Source organism: Streptomyces sp. W16 (assembly GCF_033194735.1).
GTDB lineage: Bacteria > Actinomycetota > Actinomycetes > Streptomycetales > Streptomycetaceae > Streptomyces.
This window is the reverse complement of record NZ_JAWOAI010000212.1, coordinates 1-15931: the sequence shown is the minus strand read 5'-3', so window position 1 is coordinate 15931 and position 15931 is coordinate 1. Positions and strand designations below refer to the sequence as shown.

The 15931-nt window shown below is 70.5% G+C and carries 15 protein-coding genes and 1 pseudogene; 8 read left to right on the top strand and 8 right to left on the bottom strand.

The features are described from left to right. The 5 genes and pseudogenes from R6V09_RS26520 to R6V09_RS54680 form a co-directional block, all read left to right on the top strand. Positions 1-200, top strand: a 200-nt coding sequence (locus tag R6V09_RS26520; protein ID WP_317883938.1) for a phosphatase PAP2 family protein, incomplete at its 5' end; no start/stop codon positions are given. Positions 201-495: 295 nt separating this feature from the next. Next, positions 496-792: a hypothetical protein gene (locus R6V09_RS26515; protein WP_317883937.1), complete on the top strand. Its 297-nt coding sequence runs from the start codon at positions 496-498 to the stop codon at positions 790-792. Positions 793-830: 38 nt separating this feature from the next. Then, complete coding sequence (locus tag R6V09_RS26510) at positions 831-1157, top strand: hypothetical protein (RefSeq protein ID WP_317883936.1); 327 nt, start codon at positions 831-833, stop codon at positions 1155-1157. 37 nt (positions 1158-1194) lie between these two features. Next, on the top strand, positions 1195-1479 hold the full coding sequence (locus R6V09_RS26505) for a hypothetical protein (RefSeq protein ID WP_317883935.1): 285 nt from the start codon (positions 1195-1197) through the stop codon (positions 1477-1479). 432 nt (positions 1480-1911) lie between these two features. Next, positions 1912-2133 (top strand): annotated as a pseudogene (locus R6V09_RS54680) (transposase); the annotation flags it as partial. 173 nt (positions 2134-2306) lie between these two features. Here R6V09_RS54680 and R6V09_RS26500 read toward each other — a convergent pair. After that, complete coding sequence (locus R6V09_RS26500) at positions 2307-2642, bottom strand: cupin domain-containing protein (protein ID WP_317883934.1); 336 nt, start codon at positions 2640-2642, stop codon at positions 2307-2309. 280 nt (positions 2643-2922) lie between these two features. Between R6V09_RS26500 and R6V09_RS26495 the strand changes: the two genes are divergently transcribed. Next, entirely contained in the window at positions 2923-3324 is a 402-nt protein-coding gene (locus tag R6V09_RS26495; protein ID WP_317883933.1) for an SH3 domain-containing protein, read from the top strand. Here the strand turns inward: R6V09_RS26495 and R6V09_RS26490 are convergent. Then, positions 3309-6167, bottom strand: a complete 2859-nt coding sequence (locus R6V09_RS26490; RefSeq protein ID WP_317883939.1) for an AfsR/SARP family transcriptional regulator — start codon at positions 6165-6167, stop codon at positions 3309-3311. The genes R6V09_RS26495 and R6V09_RS26490 overlap by 16 nt on opposite strands. Positions 6168-7314: 1147 nt before the next feature. On the opposite strand from R6V09_RS26490, the gene R6V09_RS26485 reads away from it, so the two are divergent. After that, positions 7315-7638 (top strand): hypothetical protein, encoded by a 324-nt coding sequence (locus R6V09_RS26485; RefSeq protein ID WP_317883932.1) that lies wholly within the window; start codon positions 7315-7317, stop codon positions 7636-7638. A gap of 499 nt (positions 7639-8137) precedes the next feature. Then, positions 8138-8281 (top strand): hypothetical protein, encoded by a 144-nt coding sequence (locus R6V09_RS54425; protein WP_327096482.1) that lies wholly within the window; start codon positions 8138-8140, stop codon positions 8279-8281. Positions 8282-8345: 64 nt separating this feature from the next. Here R6V09_RS54425 and R6V09_RS26475 read toward each other — a convergent pair whose 3' ends face one another. The 6 genes from R6V09_RS26475 to R6V09_RS26450 are packed head-to-tail and all read right to left on the bottom strand — an operon-like array spanning position 8346 to position 15684. Next, entirely contained in the window at positions 8346-8990 is a 645-nt protein-coding gene (locus R6V09_RS26475; RefSeq protein ID WP_317883930.1) for a TetR/AcrR family transcriptional regulator, read from the bottom strand. A gap of 49 nt (positions 8991-9039) precedes the next feature. Then, positions 9040-10254, bottom strand: a complete 1215-nt coding sequence (locus R6V09_RS26470) for a cytochrome P450 (RefSeq protein WP_317883929.1) — start codon at positions 10252-10254, stop codon at positions 9040-9042. 41 nt (positions 10255-10295) lie between these two features. Beyond that, positions 10296-11528: an alanine racemase gene (locus tag R6V09_RS26465; RefSeq protein ID WP_317883928.1), complete on the bottom strand. Its 1233-nt coding sequence runs from the start codon at positions 11526-11528 to the stop codon at positions 10296-10298. Further along, positions 11525-12814 carry an MFS transporter gene (locus R6V09_RS26460; protein ID WP_317883927.1) on the bottom strand — a complete coding sequence of 430 codons (1290 nt, stop codon included), beginning with the start codon at positions 12812-12814 and terminating at the stop codon, positions 11525-11527. The genes R6V09_RS26465 and R6V09_RS26460 overlap by 4 nt, the downstream gene beginning before the upstream one ends. Beyond that, complete coding sequence (locus R6V09_RS26455; RefSeq protein ID WP_317883926.1) at positions 12811-14415, bottom strand: class I tRNA ligase family protein; 1605 nt, start codon at positions 14413-14415, stop codon at positions 12811-12813. Before R6V09_RS26455 ends, R6V09_RS26460 begins: the two co-directional genes overlap by 4 nt. 12 nt (positions 14416-14427) lie before the next feature. Continuing rightward, positions 14428-15684: an ATP-grasp domain-containing protein gene (locus R6V09_RS26450; protein ID WP_317883925.1), complete on the bottom strand. Its 1257-nt coding sequence runs from the start codon at positions 15682-15684 to the stop codon at positions 14428-14430. Between the last annotated feature and the right edge of the window lie 247 nt (positions 15685-15931).

Sequence of the window (15931 nt, the reverse complement as noted above, 5' to 3'; positions counted from 1 at the left end):
CCGTCGCGGTCCCTCTCGGCCTGCTGGCCTGCGCCGTCGGCTACTCCCGTGTTCACACCGGGGTGCACTACCCGGGCGACGTCGTCGCCGGCGCCGTACTCGGAACGGGCGCGGCTGCCGCTGTGCTCGCGGCCGCACACTGGGACGGTGCGGGCGGCGACAGTGTCGGGCCCCGGACATGGGGTTCTTCGGCCGGGTGACGGGTCGTGGTCCGGGCCCTTCGGCGTCCGGACGACAGGCAGATCCCGGGACGCCGCGCGTGACGCCGGGACGGGAAGAGCGGCGGGGAGTGCGGGTCCGACGCGGATTCTCGACTGGCGGCAGCTCGGGCCTCAAGTGAGGCCGGAGGCAGACACTTGGAGATCAACCGGCCGTCACCCGAGCCCTGCACAATCACCCGTATGAACTTCGCGGTCTTCCTGATCTACGTCGGTCTGGTGCCGCCGTATCGACGCGCTGGCCTCCCAACCCCCTGTTCAGGGCCGCGTCATCGCCGTGCTCACGGACACCAGCACCGACGAGGACGGCCACACCAGCACCAGCCACACACCGGTCATCACCTTCACCACCCACGAGGGCACCACCGTCACCGCCTACTGCGCCGACGAGCTGCCCGACCCGGTGAACTCCCACGGCCGGGACGTCACGATCCATTACACGGCCGACGACCCCGCCGTCTTCACCCCGGACCTCGCGGCAGAACACCGTTCCCGCGCACTCGACTTCGCCTGCAGCCTCGTGGCGTTACTCCTCGGAGTGGCGGCGGTCGTCGTCGGAACGGCGCTGCTGTGACGCCCGACGAGCGATATGAACTGGAGTACGTTCCCTCCATGGATCCGCTCACGTTCGACTACGAGAACCTGCATGTGCGCGTGGACCGGGGGGTGTTCGAACTGTTCCCACTGGACGGCATCGAGCACGGATTCCGGGTTCCGCTGTCCTGGCTCGGGGCGCTGGTGCACTACAAGAAACCGGACACGCCGGGCGAGCTGATCCTCGGTGTCGTACGCGATCCGCATGCCGCCCTCTACGGCACCGAGCGGCTCGCCTTCCGGTACCGCTCCACGCAGGTGGTCCGCGTGCCGAAGAGCGACGAGCCGTTGTTCCGCGCGTACTTCACCGAAGTCGCCGCGCTCGCCGATCGACGGGTGGTCTGACGTGGAGCCGGTGGTCTTCGAGCATGGCGATGTACATATGCGGGTCGATCACGGCATCTTCGAGGTGTTCCGGCGCAACCGGACCATCGGGTCCTACCGGGCTCCGCTGAGCTGGCTCAAGGTGCGCGCCGAGGCCCGCAAGGACGGCCTGACCCGGCTGCACTTCGGCAACGTGGCGGAACTCGACGAACCGCTCTACGCAAGCAAGACAAGCCGCGGACGCCTGCTGGTCACCGTCGACATCCCGACCACCGACGAGCCCCTCTACCGCGCCTTCTTCACCAGGCTCGGCCACCTGTCGGACCGTCCGATCACTCCGTAGCACCCCGGACGACTACCCGACGGCCATCGCCTCGCCGTCGGCGGCAGGGCGCGACCGGAGATGAGCTGTCCGCCCACCGAGACCCCAACTGCCCTGTTTTCGGCGGCACGGTGAGTGCATGATGATCAGGTGAATGACTGGCTGCGTGCTCGGAATGGTTGGACACTCCTGCTGGCGCTCTGGGGGATCACGCTGATGGGCGGCCTGCTCGGGGTAGCAGTGTCGCGAATGCTCTACGACCCCACGACATCGTTTGCTTCACACGTGCCGTGGGTGGTCGGAGGCTCCTTTTTCGTGGCCGTCAGCGGCACCGTGAGAACTCTCCGCCGTCGGCGGCGGCAAGGCTGAACAGACCGTGGCAGAAGGCCGGGGTCTTCGAGCAACTGCACTGCCTGCTGCTCACCGAGATGCAGAGGTGCCGCGACCGGTGCGTCGCCGGTCGGCCGGCGGAAAGCCGGCAGCAGGCACGCTCTGATCTGCGACGGCAAGGGAACCTTGCTGCACGTCATGACGACCGCTGCAGACGTCAACGACGTCACCCGGACCATCCACCTGGTGGACGGCATCCCGGCCGTCGCCGGGCGGCCCGGCCGGTCAAGGCGTCGGCCCGAGTCCGCCCCGGGTGACAAGGCGTACGACTCGAAGGCCGTGTGGAGTGAGCTTGAGCTGTGGCGCCGCCCGATCATGCCGCCGATCTCCCGCAAGGGCGCTCCGCACATCACGGGCCTGGGCAAGCTCCGCCACGTCGTCGAGCAGACCTCGTCCTGCACCACCAGTTCAAGAAGCCTTGCCGCGGACGACGTCCGAGGAGAGCCACCTCCCAATCGTCAGGACTTGGGCGAGCGCGAGCCGTACGCAGGTCCGAACACCACGAGCAGCACCAGGTCTTCGGTCACTTCTGTGAAGCGGTGCTCTTCACCGGCCGGCACGAAGATGACCGCCCCGGGACGCACCTCGTCCGTCCGGCCCGGTGTCTCGATCTTGGCGCGTCCGGCTGTGACGACGTAGATCTCGTCCTCGGTGTGCGGGCTCTGGGCATCCAGCCCGCCGACCGGGATGCAGTACGTTCCCACCGACAGGTCCGACGTCCGTAACTGTTCGATCCAGTCGTTGCCCGCTTCGCCGGGGTGCGTCCACACGCCTGCGCCCTTGATGATCTCCATGACAGGACCCTAATGCTGGGCCCGGGGAGCGCAACACCCTTGATCCTGTTACGAGTTCATGGGTCTTCACCGATGCCTGCGATTCCGGAGCGCCTCGTCACATGCGGGATTCCGACGGCGGGGCCTGGGAGCGGCAGGACAGGCAGCAAGATTCCGACAAGGTTCCGGCAAGGACACCTGCCCATCGTCGTCACGTGCACCGAGGCGACCGTACCGGCCACTGGAGCGGACGGTCCCGATGATGCACGTCATCGCACGTCAGCGCGCATGGGAGGAAAAAGTGAACACGAACTTCAGCTCCAGGATAGCGAAGTACGGTCTGGCGTCCGCCGCGGTGGCCGCACTCGCCGTTCCTGCGGCCGTGTTGGGACTGGCCGCGCCCGCGTCCGCGGCGGCGGCCTGCGGCAAGGCCGGCACCAACATCGACGGGAGCGCCTATGTGAGGCAGACGGCGGGCGTCGCCGCGAACATGCGCTCAGGGTCCAGCACCTCTTGCGGTATCACCGGCTACGCGGACAACCAGAACACCCTGAACTACTACTGCTTCACCGCTACCGCCTCCAGCACCTGGACGTACCTCTACAACGTCACCGACGGCACGTACGGGTGGGTGAGCGACTCCCTGCTGCCGAAGAACTCGGACGGGGTCACCAGGGGCTCCCTGTCCTACTGCGGCTTCTGACCCGGAGCACTCCGGTCCCGGCCGTGGCCCGGCGTGTCGGCCTGCTCTCCGGGGCCGGCCGGCAGGCCGAGGCGGTGCAGCCGGGCGCGGACGCCGTCCGAGTCCGGCACTCCGAGTTCGTCGAGGATGTCCGCCGCGCGCCGGGCGGCCCGCTGTGCCGCCTGCCCCTCGCCGGCGGCCCGGTGGCTCTCGCTGAGGTGGACCAGCACGTCGGCCTCGAAGTAGCGGTCCCCGAGATCGTGGAACAGCGCGACGGCGTTGCCGTAGCAGGCCGCGGCCTGGCGGTGGTCGCCGAGGTGCTGGTGGGCGTAGCCGAGGCTGTCCCAAGTGTCCGCCTGCCCGTCGCGGACGCCGAGTTCGGTGAAGAGCTCCAGAGCTTGCCCGCACAACGCAACGCATCGGCGGTGGTCGCCGAGCTGCGCGTGATACCAGCCGACCGAGTTCAGGGCCCGGGCCTGTCCGGCCCGATGACCCAAGGAGGAGTACTGGTCAAGCGCCTCCTGGGCACAGGCCAGGGCCTCGCGATAGGCGTCCCGCCGGGCGTGCAGGCGGGCCAGGTCGAGGTGGGTGTGAGCCAGCTCGGTACGGTCGCCGAGGGCCTTGTGGAGGTCCAGGGCGCGGGTGAGGTGGGTGAGCGCGTCGTCCAGCCGCATCAGGCGGGTGTACGCACGACCGAGGCCGCGGTGGGCGTCGGCTTCGCCGACCGGGGAAGCCGAGCGCAGTGCGGCGTCCAGCGCGGCCTCCTGCGCCGCGGCCCAGTCGGACCAGTGGCCGCGGCGCTGCAGAAACGTGCTCAGGGCGCGGGTCAGCTGCCAGATCGGGGCATCCGGTGCCTGCGTGGCGGTGCCCGACCGGTGCACCACCGCGAGGAGCACGGGGTGCTCGGCTGTGAACCAGGCAAGAGCCTCTCCGTGGTCCGCGGCGTGCTCGGGGGAGACGCCGGGGACCACGGGAGGCAGTGCGATCGGGTCGCGGTGCGGATCCAGCATGCGGTCCGCGGAGTGGGCGGAGTGCAGGTAGTGGCCGAACACGCGGTCCTTGGCCGCTTGCGTCTCGTCGGCGGCGTTCGCGGTGCCGGCGAGTTCAGCGGCGTACATCCGTAACAGGTCGTGGAGTACGTATCTGCCGCGCGAGTACTCCGTGACCAGACAACTGTCGGCCAGCACGGTCAGCAGTCGGCCCGCGTGCTGGACGGGGAGCCCGGCCAGGCTCGCGGCGGCGGCCACGCTGATGTCCGGGCCGGGGTGCACGCCGAGCAGCCGGAACATCCGGGCGGCCTGCGGGCTCAGGGTGCCGTACGACCAGGAGAACACGGCCCGTATGTCGGCCCGCGTGTCCTCGTCGCCGAAGCTGTCCAGCCCGTCGGGAGAGCCCTGGGCGTCCCGGAGTTCAGCGGCGAGCCGGGCCAGGCCGAGCCGCGGTTCGATCGCCGCGCGGGCCGCCACGATCACCAGGGCAAGCGGGAGCCGCGCGCAATGGCTCACGATCTCGTCCACCGCCAGTGGTTCGGACATCACGCGCTCGGCCCCTATCCGGCGGGCGAGCAGCCGTCGGCACTCCGCCGCGGGCAGCACATCCAGGACAAGACTCCGGGCGCCTTCCAGGGCGATCAGACCGGAGAGCCGGTTTCGGCTGGTCACCAGGGTGAAACACCCTGGGCTGCCGGGCAGGAACGCCCGTACCTGTTCGGCGTCGCGGGCGTTGTCGAGCATCACCAGCATCCGCCGTCCCGCCAGCATGCCGCGGTACAGCCCGGCCTGCGCATTCGGGCTCACCGGCATGTGCTGGGGGAGCACGCCCAACGCCTCCAGTAATCGGGGCAGCGCCTCCGCCGGGGTCACGGGTGGCCGCGAAGGCTCGAACCCATGGAGGTTCAGGTAGATCTGGCCGTCCTTGAACCAGTCGGCCACCCGGTGCGCCCAGTGGACGGCCACAGCTGTCTTTCCTACGCCCGCGGTCCCGGAGAGGGTCGAGACCACCGCCACCGCGGGGCTGCCGATGCCCTCCGCGAGGATCTTGTCGAGCTGGGCCAGCTCCTCCTCCCGGCCGGTGAAAGCCGGTACGTCCAGGGGCAGACGCGCCAGAACCGGCGCGGACCGCGGCCGTGCCGAAGGCGGCGGATCCGTGGCCTGAGCCGGCTCGGGGGCACCCCGCAGGATGGCCCGGTGGATTCGCCGGAGCTCGGTCCCCGGATCGGCGCCCAGCTCCTCGGCCAGCCGCTTCCGGGCCTCGGCGAAGCACTCCAGGGCCTCGGAACCGCGCCCCGCCTCGTACAGCGCTCGCATCAGCACGGCCACCAGCGGCTCCACGAGCGGGTGTTCGCCGATCAGCTCGGGCACCCGGCCGATCACCACCGCGTGGTTGCCCACCGCCATCTCCGCGTCGGCCCACGCCGTGACCGCGTCCAGCCGCTGCCCCTGCCAGGTGTCGCGCATCCGCGACGCCCACTCCCCGGACAGTCCGGCGAGCGGTTCCCCGTGCCACAGGTCCAGAGCCTCACGGAGTATCGTCACCTGCTCGGCGGCGCCCCGGCCGGCTCTGCGGGCGTCGGCGACCAGGCGATGAAACCGGTGGAGGTCGACCTCTTCGGAGTCGGTGTCCAGCACGTAACCACCGTTGCGCCGAAGCAGGCCCGGCGTGCGGACGGCCCCGGCGGCTGCCAACACCTGCCGGATGCGGGCCACATGCGCGTACAACGCCTGGCGCGCCCCCTCCGGCGGATCCTCACCCCATACACGTCTCATCAATGTCTCAAGCGGTACTGCCCGGCCGGCGTCCACCGCGAGCGCCGCCAGCACGCTCCGCCGCTGCGGAGGACCTACGTCGACCGGGCCGCGGCCCACTACTTCGACGGGCCCGAGAAGTCTGAACGTCACCACGACAACCCCCGGCGATCAGACGCGCACACCGTCCGCGCACTCTCCCTGGCCGGTCAGCCCTTGGCCGGCGTCGCCGTGACGACACCTCTCAGGCACCAGGTCACGACACACGCTACGCGCGCGTAAGACAGCCCGACAAGGTTCCGGCCACCAGCCAGGTCCGCTCCTCAGGGATCTCGTCCGCGCTCCTCGTTCCACGCCTCTGCGGCCGGATATCGGCGGGCGAGGAGGAGGTCGACGTGCTTCACGTCGGCCGGGCGGACGCCGGTCGGCACGGCCTGTGACCGGGTGCCGTTGCGGGTGGTGCCGTTGTTCCTCCCGGCCTGGGCGTTTCTCGTGGCCGAGGTGATCGGCGACCGCGCCGCGTGGTGCAGAACTCCTTACAGACCACGGGAGTTGAGGAGGGTGTTCCCGGCACGGTCCACCGGGCCGGGAACACGCAGCCCCGCCGGTCCGGTGGCCTACGGGGTGGTCTTCGCGTACGGGCACCGGCTACGGACCTGTGGAGCGTGCCGACAACAGAATCCGCACGGCGCGCCCGACCGGCGGAAGGTCCTGCAGCCGGCGCCCGTACCACCGCTCCGGTCGGCCAACCGCACCACCAACCCCCGACGACGATCGCTTCGGCGGTCTCGCAAGGACAGCCGGCGGGTGGCGAACACGGACTCCAGCGCAGCCCTGCGCCGACGGTATGGCCACCTGGTCGTGTCCGTCCCGGACAGCCGCAACAGACGGGCTGCGCGGAGGCAGACGCTCCGGTCCGCTGAGCGGCACATGCGTGGCGTGCAGTTGGCTCCCTTCCCAAGATGAGGGACATGCCGGATTCCGCCGACTTCAGGCGGGTGCTGAGTGCCTGGCCACGGGGGGCGTGGGTCGGGTCGACCGGCGTGGAGTGCGTGGAGGATGTCGGCTCCCGGGCTCCGAACCTCGGCCGACTGCCGCGCAGCGCCCTGGTTGGGCCCGGACAAGGAGGAGGGCACCGCGGGAAGCCGGGTGCGGCGGGTCGCCGGTCCGGTCTGCAGGGCGGAAACACACATCAGCCCCGAGCGGGGCTCTCACTTGGCTGCCGGACCTCAGGGCGTCGGCGCCACGCAGGGAACGAGGACCTTTCATGCGCATACTCGCCCGCCTGGGCAGGCTCGGCCTGGCGGTTGGTACGGCAGCCGTTGTGGCCGTCGGCCTGTCCACCAACGCTGAGGCCGCTACGGGAGCGCTTCGGTACTTCTCGGTCAGCGGTCAGGAGTTCCGGATCACCAACCCGCCGAACAACGTCTGCATCAACCTCCAGATACAGCCGGATCTGATCGCCAACCAGACGGACAAGACGATGAGCGTCTACTCCGGCGTCAACTGCACCTTCTTTATCCTGAACCTGGACCCCGGCCGCGCGGTGGCCCATATCGGAGGCCCCCGCTCGGTGCTGTTCATCGGCTGAGCGGGTAACAGGAACCGGCATCCAGTTCGCACGCATGGAGCTCCGGTCGTCCGCGGGCCGCCCGTGTCGGAGTCGGGGCACCGGGATCGCCCCCAGGACAGGCTCCAACTGCGGAGAATCGCCCCGCTGTCCAGCCGTGATCAGTCGAGTTGGGTGGAGCCGGAGTCGGCGGACAAGGCCCGCGCCGTGCGGCGCGGGCCTTCGTCGTGTGCACGCTCGTTCCGTCCGGGCCCGGCACAACGCACGTCTTTGGACGCGTCGGCCTCACAGCAGTGATGGACACGGCCGGTTTTCAGCAGAGTGCCGAACCCGTGCGGCGCCAAGGACTCGCCGAACTGGCCGACCGCGCCACCCGTGCCGAACTCTCCGCGCGAGCGGCACGGCCCGTGCGATGGGCTGCGCGCCTCACCCCGTACGGACGCGACGTACTGGTCTACGCGCGCTCTGCCGCTCCCTCCCCGCACCGGACCTGGACGAACCCGCGCAAGGCGAGCGGCGCGTGGACCTGCGGCCGGCTCAGATGGAGGCCCTGCGCCGTTTCGCGGGCGTAGCCCATGGACTGGCTGCCGCGCCGGCCGACGGATTCGTGGACCGTGTACGCACCGCGACCTTCAACCTGACCCGGCCGACCAGACCGTCCTGAGGCCCCTAGCGCCCCACCAAGTCAAGGAGTTGTAGACCGACGGCTTTCTGAGGTGTTCTCCGGCTCATCCGGCCCGGTAGCTCGGGTCGGCGACGATGTCCGTGAGGTAGAGACCGACCATGCGCTTGGCCTCCGCCAGCATCGCCGGGTCGCCTTCGGGGGCCGTACGGAAGGCGAGCTGAAGCAGTGCGTCCGCGGCACACACTCCGGCGCGGCAGGCCGTGACCAGGGCGGGGCCGTCCGTCAGGTTCTCGCGGGCGACGAGGATGCGGCGTACTCCGTCGGCGACGCGGTTGTTGTTGTCGGTGTCGGCGAGCAGCAGTTCGGGCGTGAGATGGCGGCCGGTCCGGATGGCGAGGTAACCGGGGTGCTGCCGGTAGAGCTCGACGTAGCCGTCGAAGACGCTGCCGACGAGCTCCGGCCAGGGGGCCTCACTCGCGCGCTCCACCAGTTCGGCGATGGCCGCGGAGAAGGTGTCCATGTAGTGGACCGTCACGGCGGTCAGAACGGCGGACTTGTCTTCGAAGAACTGGTACAGACTGCCCGTCGACACCCCGGCCTCGGTGGAGAGCCGGCGCATGGTGAGCGCCTCGACGCCCTCGGCGTCCAGAATCCGTCGGACGGCTGCGAAGATCACTTCCGCCCGGGCCCTGCTGCGGGCTTGTTGCGGTGCCTTGCGCAGGCCGGTGATCGTTTTGCCGGGCGTCATGTGTGATGGCCTCCGCTGTGAGTTTACGCGGGCCGACGCCCCGGCCGGTTCAGCGGGCGGCCCCGGTGACCGGCAGTTCGGCGAACCCGCGGACGGTGATCCAGTCGCCCCGGACGGCCGGCCCGGCGGCGCGCAGCCCGGGGATGCGGTCGACCAGCAGCGTCAGGGCGGTACGGGCCTCAAGGCGCGCGAGCGGGGCGCCGAGGCAGTAGTGCGGTCCGGCGCCGAAGCTGAGCGGCTTGATGTCGGGACGGGCTGCGTCGAATTTGCCGGGGTCTTCGTAGCGTGCTGCGTCGCGGTTGCCCGCGCCCAGGAGCAGCAGCAGGTTGCTGTCCTTGGGAATGGCGGTGCCGCCGATCACGACATCGTCGACGGCCCAGCGGCCGGTGAGTTGGATGGGGGAGTCGTAGCGCAGCACCTCCTCGACATAGCCTTCGGCGGTACGAGGCACCCGCAGCGCGTCGCGCAGCCGGGGCCGGTCCAGCAGCAGGGCCACGCTGTTGCCGAGCAGATTGGCGGTCGTCTCGAATCCGGCGACGAACAACAGGATCAGGTTGGCGTGCAGTTCACGGTTGCTGAGTCTGCCGTTGTCCGCGTCCCGCGCCCGTGCGAGGGCGCTGATGAGGTCGTCCTGCGGGAAGCGGCGTCGCTCGGCGACCAAGTCGGCGAAGTAGGCGAGGAGTTCGTCGGCGGCCCGGTCGGCGGCGGTGAGAGCGTCCGGTGTGAGCAGCGGGTCCATCACCTTGCCCAGGTCGTGGACAAGGGCTGGGAAACGTCCGAGGTCCGCCGGCGGAATGCCCAGCAGTTCGCCGATGACCCGCACCGGCAGCGGGTAGGCCAGTTCGGTCATGAAGTCCGCGCTCCCGCCGTCCGCGCACAGTCCGGCCAGCCGCTCCACGAGTTCCTCTGCCAGCCGGTGCACGGCTGGGGTCAGGCCCGCCACCTGCCGGGGGGTGAAGGCCTGAGCCATCAGCCGCCGCACGCGCAGGTGTCCGGGGGCCCGGCCCATCAGCATCGAGTCGGCGAACACCCTGACCGACGGCAGTACGGCGATCTCCGGCCGGTGGCGGGCGTTGAAGCTCGCGTCGTGCACTTCCAACGCCGTTTCCCGCAGGGCGTGTTGCAGTTCCTCGTACCCGGACACCACCACGAGTCCGCCGTCGACCGGTGCCACCCGGCCGGCCGCGTGCAGTGCCGCGTAGTGCGGAGAGGGATCCTCCCGGCCCTCTGGTGTGAACAAGGCGAGCAGCGTGTCCTCGATCATCGATTTCCCCCGTGACAGTTCGTTGCGCTTCGTTGTGCGGGTTACTGCAGAACGATTCCCTCGCCCCGGTACGTGGGCCAGCGGTCGGCCACTTCACCGCCGTCGACCACCACGAACTCGTTGATCCGTTCGCAGAGTTCACCGGCCTTCGCGTGCCGGAACAACACCAGGTCCCCTATCGCCAGACGGGCCGCCGCGTCTCCGCGCAGGGGTGTTTGGGCCTCGCCGGCCATTTCGTGCGGCAGGTAGTCGAGGCCGGTCGGGTACGCCACCGTGGGCAGCCGGTCGGCACCCGGGACGCCGGAGGCGACCCAGCCCGCTCCGGCCACCGTGACGATGCCCGGCGAGGGCCTGCGGACGACCGGGCAGGCGTAATACGCGGCGGGCCGCAGCCGCAGCCCCCGGTAGCGGCTGAACAGCCCGGGGGCGTAGATCCCCGACCCTGCTCCGACCTCGGTGACCGAGGGGTCCGCGACGGTGTACGGGATGCTGCCGGTACCACCGCCGTTGACGAACTCCGGCTCGAAGATCTCGCGGGCGGCGCGGATCGCGGCCGTGCGCCGGGGCAGGAGCTCCTGCCTGGATGTCCGTTTCATCAGGCGGACGGCGTACGCCCGCGGCGAGTTGCCGCCGTCGTGCACCCCTGCCAGCTGTCCCTCGTACGCGAGGATGCCCACCGGCGTGAAGCCGGGCCGGGAGGCCACCAGCGCGGCGAAGTCGCGCAGCTCGTGCGGGGAGAAGACCGGGGAGCGGTACGAGCCGACGTGCATGCTACGGCCGACGCGCAGGCTCACGTCGAGTTCCAGGCAGGCCCGTAGTACGGGGCGGCGGCCGGGCGGGATCACCGAGTCGGTGAAGTCCAGTTGCTCGGCGGAGTCGAACATCAACGTGATGTCGGCGCAGGCCTGTGCGTCGGCGGCCAGTTGTCGCAGTGCCGCGGCGTCGGTGGTGGGGTAGCCGACGACGATGTCCCGGTAGCCCAGTTCGTGCAGCCGCAGTGCCTCGGGCAGGGTGAGGGCCAGCAGGCCCTGGTAGCCGGGAAGTTGGAGAAGTTCGTCGAGAACTCGGGTGCAGCGTACGGACTTTGTCGCGATCCGGATGGGCTTGCCCTTCGCCAGCGCGGCCAGGTAGCCGGCGTTCGCCCGCGCCGCTGTCAGGTCGAGCACACCGTAGGGCGGTGAACCAAGGCTGTCCCGAAGGGAGTTGAGCAGTTCCTGCAACTGCTGCGCGGGCGGGTTGGGAGCCGCGGTCGTCGTCGGAAGGGTCGATGTCATGGGGGTGTCTCTCCGCTCGTGGGACGGTGACGTGTGGGCCGGCCGACCGGGGTCGGCCTTCTGATTCCCCCGTTTTCCGCCGCCGCGCGAGCCTGGACGATCGCCAGGCAGGCGAGGACGACGGCGAGCAGCAGATAGATCAGCGTGGGGCTGACGACGTGCAGGGCGGCCGAGACCGTGCCGTAGAGCACCAGGACCAGGACTGTTCCCACGAAGTTGAACCCCGAGAACACCCGCCCGTACACGCTGAGTGGCACCAGGGTCTGGCAGGCGACCATGTAGACCGTCAGGGTCTGGAAGGCCGCCCCGATACCGCAGTAGAGCGCGAGGGCCATGCCGAACCCGCCGCTGAAGGCGAACACCCCCGTGAGTACCGCCAGTACCACCAGACCTGTGTGTGCCTGGCGTTGGAGCGCCTGTGACCCCGTATCCGAGCGTGCCGTCGTCAGCCGGACCAGGGCCAGTCCGGCCGTGAGGCCGCCGACCGCGTACGCCGCGTCGAGGGCGCCGAACTGGGCCGAGCCGAAGTGCATGACCTCGTGGGAGAACGCCGGGAGCAGGGAGTTGTACGTCTTGATGAACGCGGCGAGCACGATGACGACCAGGAACGGGCTCGACCAGCCTCCTGCCGCCCGGACATGGCCCATGGCCGTGCGGAAGCCGGCCAGGATCGATTCGTTCGGGGTGACCGGTCGCGCGGCGGCGGTGCGGCTGTCGGTGCGGACGGCCAGCAACAGGCACAGGGAGATCAGATAGCACGCCGCGATCGCCGCGAAGGCTGTGGCCGCCGGTACGCTGTCGGCCGCGACGCCACCCGCCGCGACGCCGGCCATGCTGCCCAGCTGCGTCGTGACGCTGATCCGGGCGTTGGCCGACAGCAGTTGTCCTTCGGCGGAGAGCTGCCGCACCAGCGCGGTCCGCGACGGGGTGGAGAGCTGGTCGCCGGCCCCTGCCACCGCCGCCAGCCCGACCAGGGTCCAGAAGTCCAGCCTGCCCGTGGCCGCCGACACCGCCACGCCCGTCGCGGCGAGCGCACGCACCGCGTCGACGCAGGCCGCCAGTCTTCTGCGGTCGAGCCGGTCGATCAGCAGTCCGAACACCGGCGCCAGACACAGGGTGGGTGTCAGTTCGGCGATGAGCAGCCATACTGGCGCGGCGGGGTCGGCGGTGAGTTCCAGGGCCAGCCACGACCCGAGGGCGAACCGGGCGCCGCCGGCGACCCAGATCGCGAGGTTCCCGGCGGTGAGCAGGCTGATGGCCGCTTGCGGCCGGACCGGGTGTGTCATGTCCGCTGGTCTTCGGGCCCCAGCAGGGCTTCGATGCGTTGCCTGGCCGGGATGGCGGGTGGCCGGTAGCGGCCCGGGACAGCCCTGGCCGCCGGGTCCGCGCCACCCGCGGGTTCCAGTTCGGACAGCCGGGGTGTCCCGGTCAGCCCCAGCGCGCCCCACAACTCCTCGGCCCTGTCGGGCAGATAGGGCCAGGCCAGCCAGGCCAGCACCCTCAGCCACCCGTAGGGGCGCTCCGCGGCAAGCCCGCCTTCCCCGGCGGCCAGCCAGTCCAGCACTCCTTGCGCTCCGGCCCGGATGTCCGGGTCGTCGACCGTGAGCGCGGTGACCCGGGCCCGTAGGAAAGGCGCCGCCGCGTCGGCGATACCGATGGCTTCGGGCTCGCGCTCCAGGCATTGCGCGACCAGCCGGTCGAACCGCCCCGCGACCGTCTCCTGGCAGAACGCGGCGAAGTCGGCGACCCGGAAGTCGGCGGGCCGGTCCGGGTCGGTCAGGAGAGCGGCGTAGAAACGGAAGAGTCCGGGGTCCAGGCCGGCCGCCAGATAGCGCTCGCCGGTGACGACATGGCGCCTCGTCGTGGAGAACTTCTCACCGTCCAGCAGCATGAACTGGTTGAGCACATGCCGTTCGTACGGATGCCAGTCGAGGGCCGGGTCGGCCAGGCCGTACAGGAACATGCAGGGCAGGACCGCGTCGAGGCCGGAGGTGAGCACGGTGGTGATCCCCGAGTCATGGGCGAAGGGGTCGCCGAGACCTGTCGCGGCGCCGAAGAGGTCACGCAGGATGCGGTTGGAGGCGTAGGTGCCCAGCGCGTAGCTGGTGTGCACGGCCTCCGCAGGGGGAGGGCCCGGCAGTTCGTTCCACGGGACGCCCCAGCCGAGCGGGTGGGAGAGCGCGAGCCAGGGGCCGTTGAGTGCGAGGTAGTCGTCGGCCAGATGCAGGTGGCGCTCGGGGAAGTGCCCGGCCAGTTCCTTGGCGTTGAAGGAATCGGAGAGCCGCAGGTAGGCCGTCGGCACCACGATCGGCTCCAGGTCGTCGTCCACCGGCAGCCGGGGCCGCGTGTTGCGCAGTCGCTCGGGCCCGAACCACACGCCGCACTCCTCGCAGCAGGTGCCGGCGGCCTCCGCGCCGCATGCCGGGCAGTCGCCGACCGCGAACGGACCGACGACGACGCGGCCGGTGCGCCGGGAGCGCAGCATGTCCACGTTCCGGATCTCGACCCGGCCGCGCCCGACGAGGAACCGTGCGATGTCGTGGCTGTGCCGGGCGTAGTCGGCCGCGAGCTGTTGCCCGCCGGTGTCGGCGAAAGCGCTCTGGCCCATGCCGAAGCCGTTCAGGGTCTGCTCGGCGCTCGCGTGCTGGGGGCCCGACACACTGCGCGGGTCGGTGCCCTCGACGACGGCGCTGAGCAGGACATAGGACTCGTGAGCGTCCGTCCCGGTGATCTGCCACACCTCGTGGCCCAGACTCTCCAGATGCCGGGCGAGGACGTTGCCGTGCAGGAACGGGCCGCCGAGATGGCCGAGATGAAGAGGCCCGTTCGGAGTGTGGTAGCCCGCCGAGATCAGAAACCGCTGCGGGGGCTCCTCGTGGAGGCGCATCCGTACGTACTCCTATCGCGTGGGGTCGGTGGTCACGATGCGGACGGTCCGGGCGCGGTCATGGGCGGCTGAGCGGGCCGCCTCCGGGGTGCCCGCGGTGACGACGACCGCACCGCACCGGTCCAGGGAACTGCGCAGTTCGGACACGGTGTCGCCGGGTCCGAGCGGCAGATGTGCGTGGACCACATCGACACCGGAACTCGCTTCGGCCCAGCCGGTGACCTCGGTGACCCTGCCGGGCACGGCGGTGAGGAAGGACACCGCGGCCGCGCCGTGTGCCGTCAGGTCGGGGACGAACTCCGGGTCGAAGAGGGAGTCGAAGAGGGCGCCGAAGTACTCCAGGCCCGGATGGACCCGCTCGATCAGGACGGTGATGTAGTCGCCGCCCGGTCGGCAGTGCAGTTCCCCGAGCACGACCCCGTCCCCGGTCACCCAGAACTCGGCGTGGAACAGCCCGAACGTCAGGCCCACCGCGGCCACCGCCCGTTCGACGGCCTGACGGGCCTGCTCCGCCTGCCGTGGCCCCAGCGGTGCCGGGACGACGTGGCCCAGCTCCACGAACGCGGGCGCCGACGTGGTCTCCTTGGCGGTGAGTGCCACGACCTTCGGCTGCCCGTGCAGGAACAGACCCTCGGCGCTGTACTCGGCACCCTCCACGAACTCCTCGATCACGAACGGCCGGTCCGACGCCGTCAGTTCACGCATCGCGTCGGCGAGTCCGCCCGCGTCCTTCAGCAGCCGTACCGCGCGGCTGCCTGTGCCGTCACGGGGTTTGACCACCCAGGGGCCGGTGGTCGTGGCCGTGAACTCCCGCGCGTCCCGCGCCTCTTCGCACAGCCGCCACCGCGGCTGCGGAAGTCCGGCCTCGGCCAGTACCGCACGGCACAGGTCCTTGTTCCGCGTGATCTCTATCGACCGGAGGGAGTTGTACGGCAGTCCCAGCGTGTCCGCGACCGCCGCCGCCGCGGGCTGCGCGTCGTCCCGCGCGGTGACCACCAGGTCGAACCGTATGCCGGTCGATTCCCGGGCCAGCGCCCACGCCACGCACGCCGCCGGGTCGGTGAAATCCAGCACGTCCAGCGATGTGAACTGGGACTTCGCCTCCTCGGGACAGGCACGGACGAACATCTCCTGGTCCGTCATGTGGATCCGGCAGCCTCGGGAGCGGGCCTGGGAGAGGAACCGTCCCAGCAGTTGGCGCCCCGGATCACCGAAGCCGATGCCGCCGATCACCAACAGGTTCTTGCCGGTGTGCGCGGTGTGATTCAAGGGATGAATCTCCTCACGGGCGGTCACTCGACCACTCCGATCGCTGCTTCGGCCAGCGCGGGTGCGAGCCGGACCCCGGTGCCCGCCCCGCCGTCGAGCCGGACGAGCGAACGGTCCCCGGGCGGTGACGTGACGCGGGGTTGCGAGTCGGGGTAGTACGTGTCCCAGAAGGCGCGGCCGACGCTCGCCTCTGCGGCGAGGGACGGGCTGCGGGTGGCGAGGGCAGAGCGGCCCTAGGTCAGGTCCT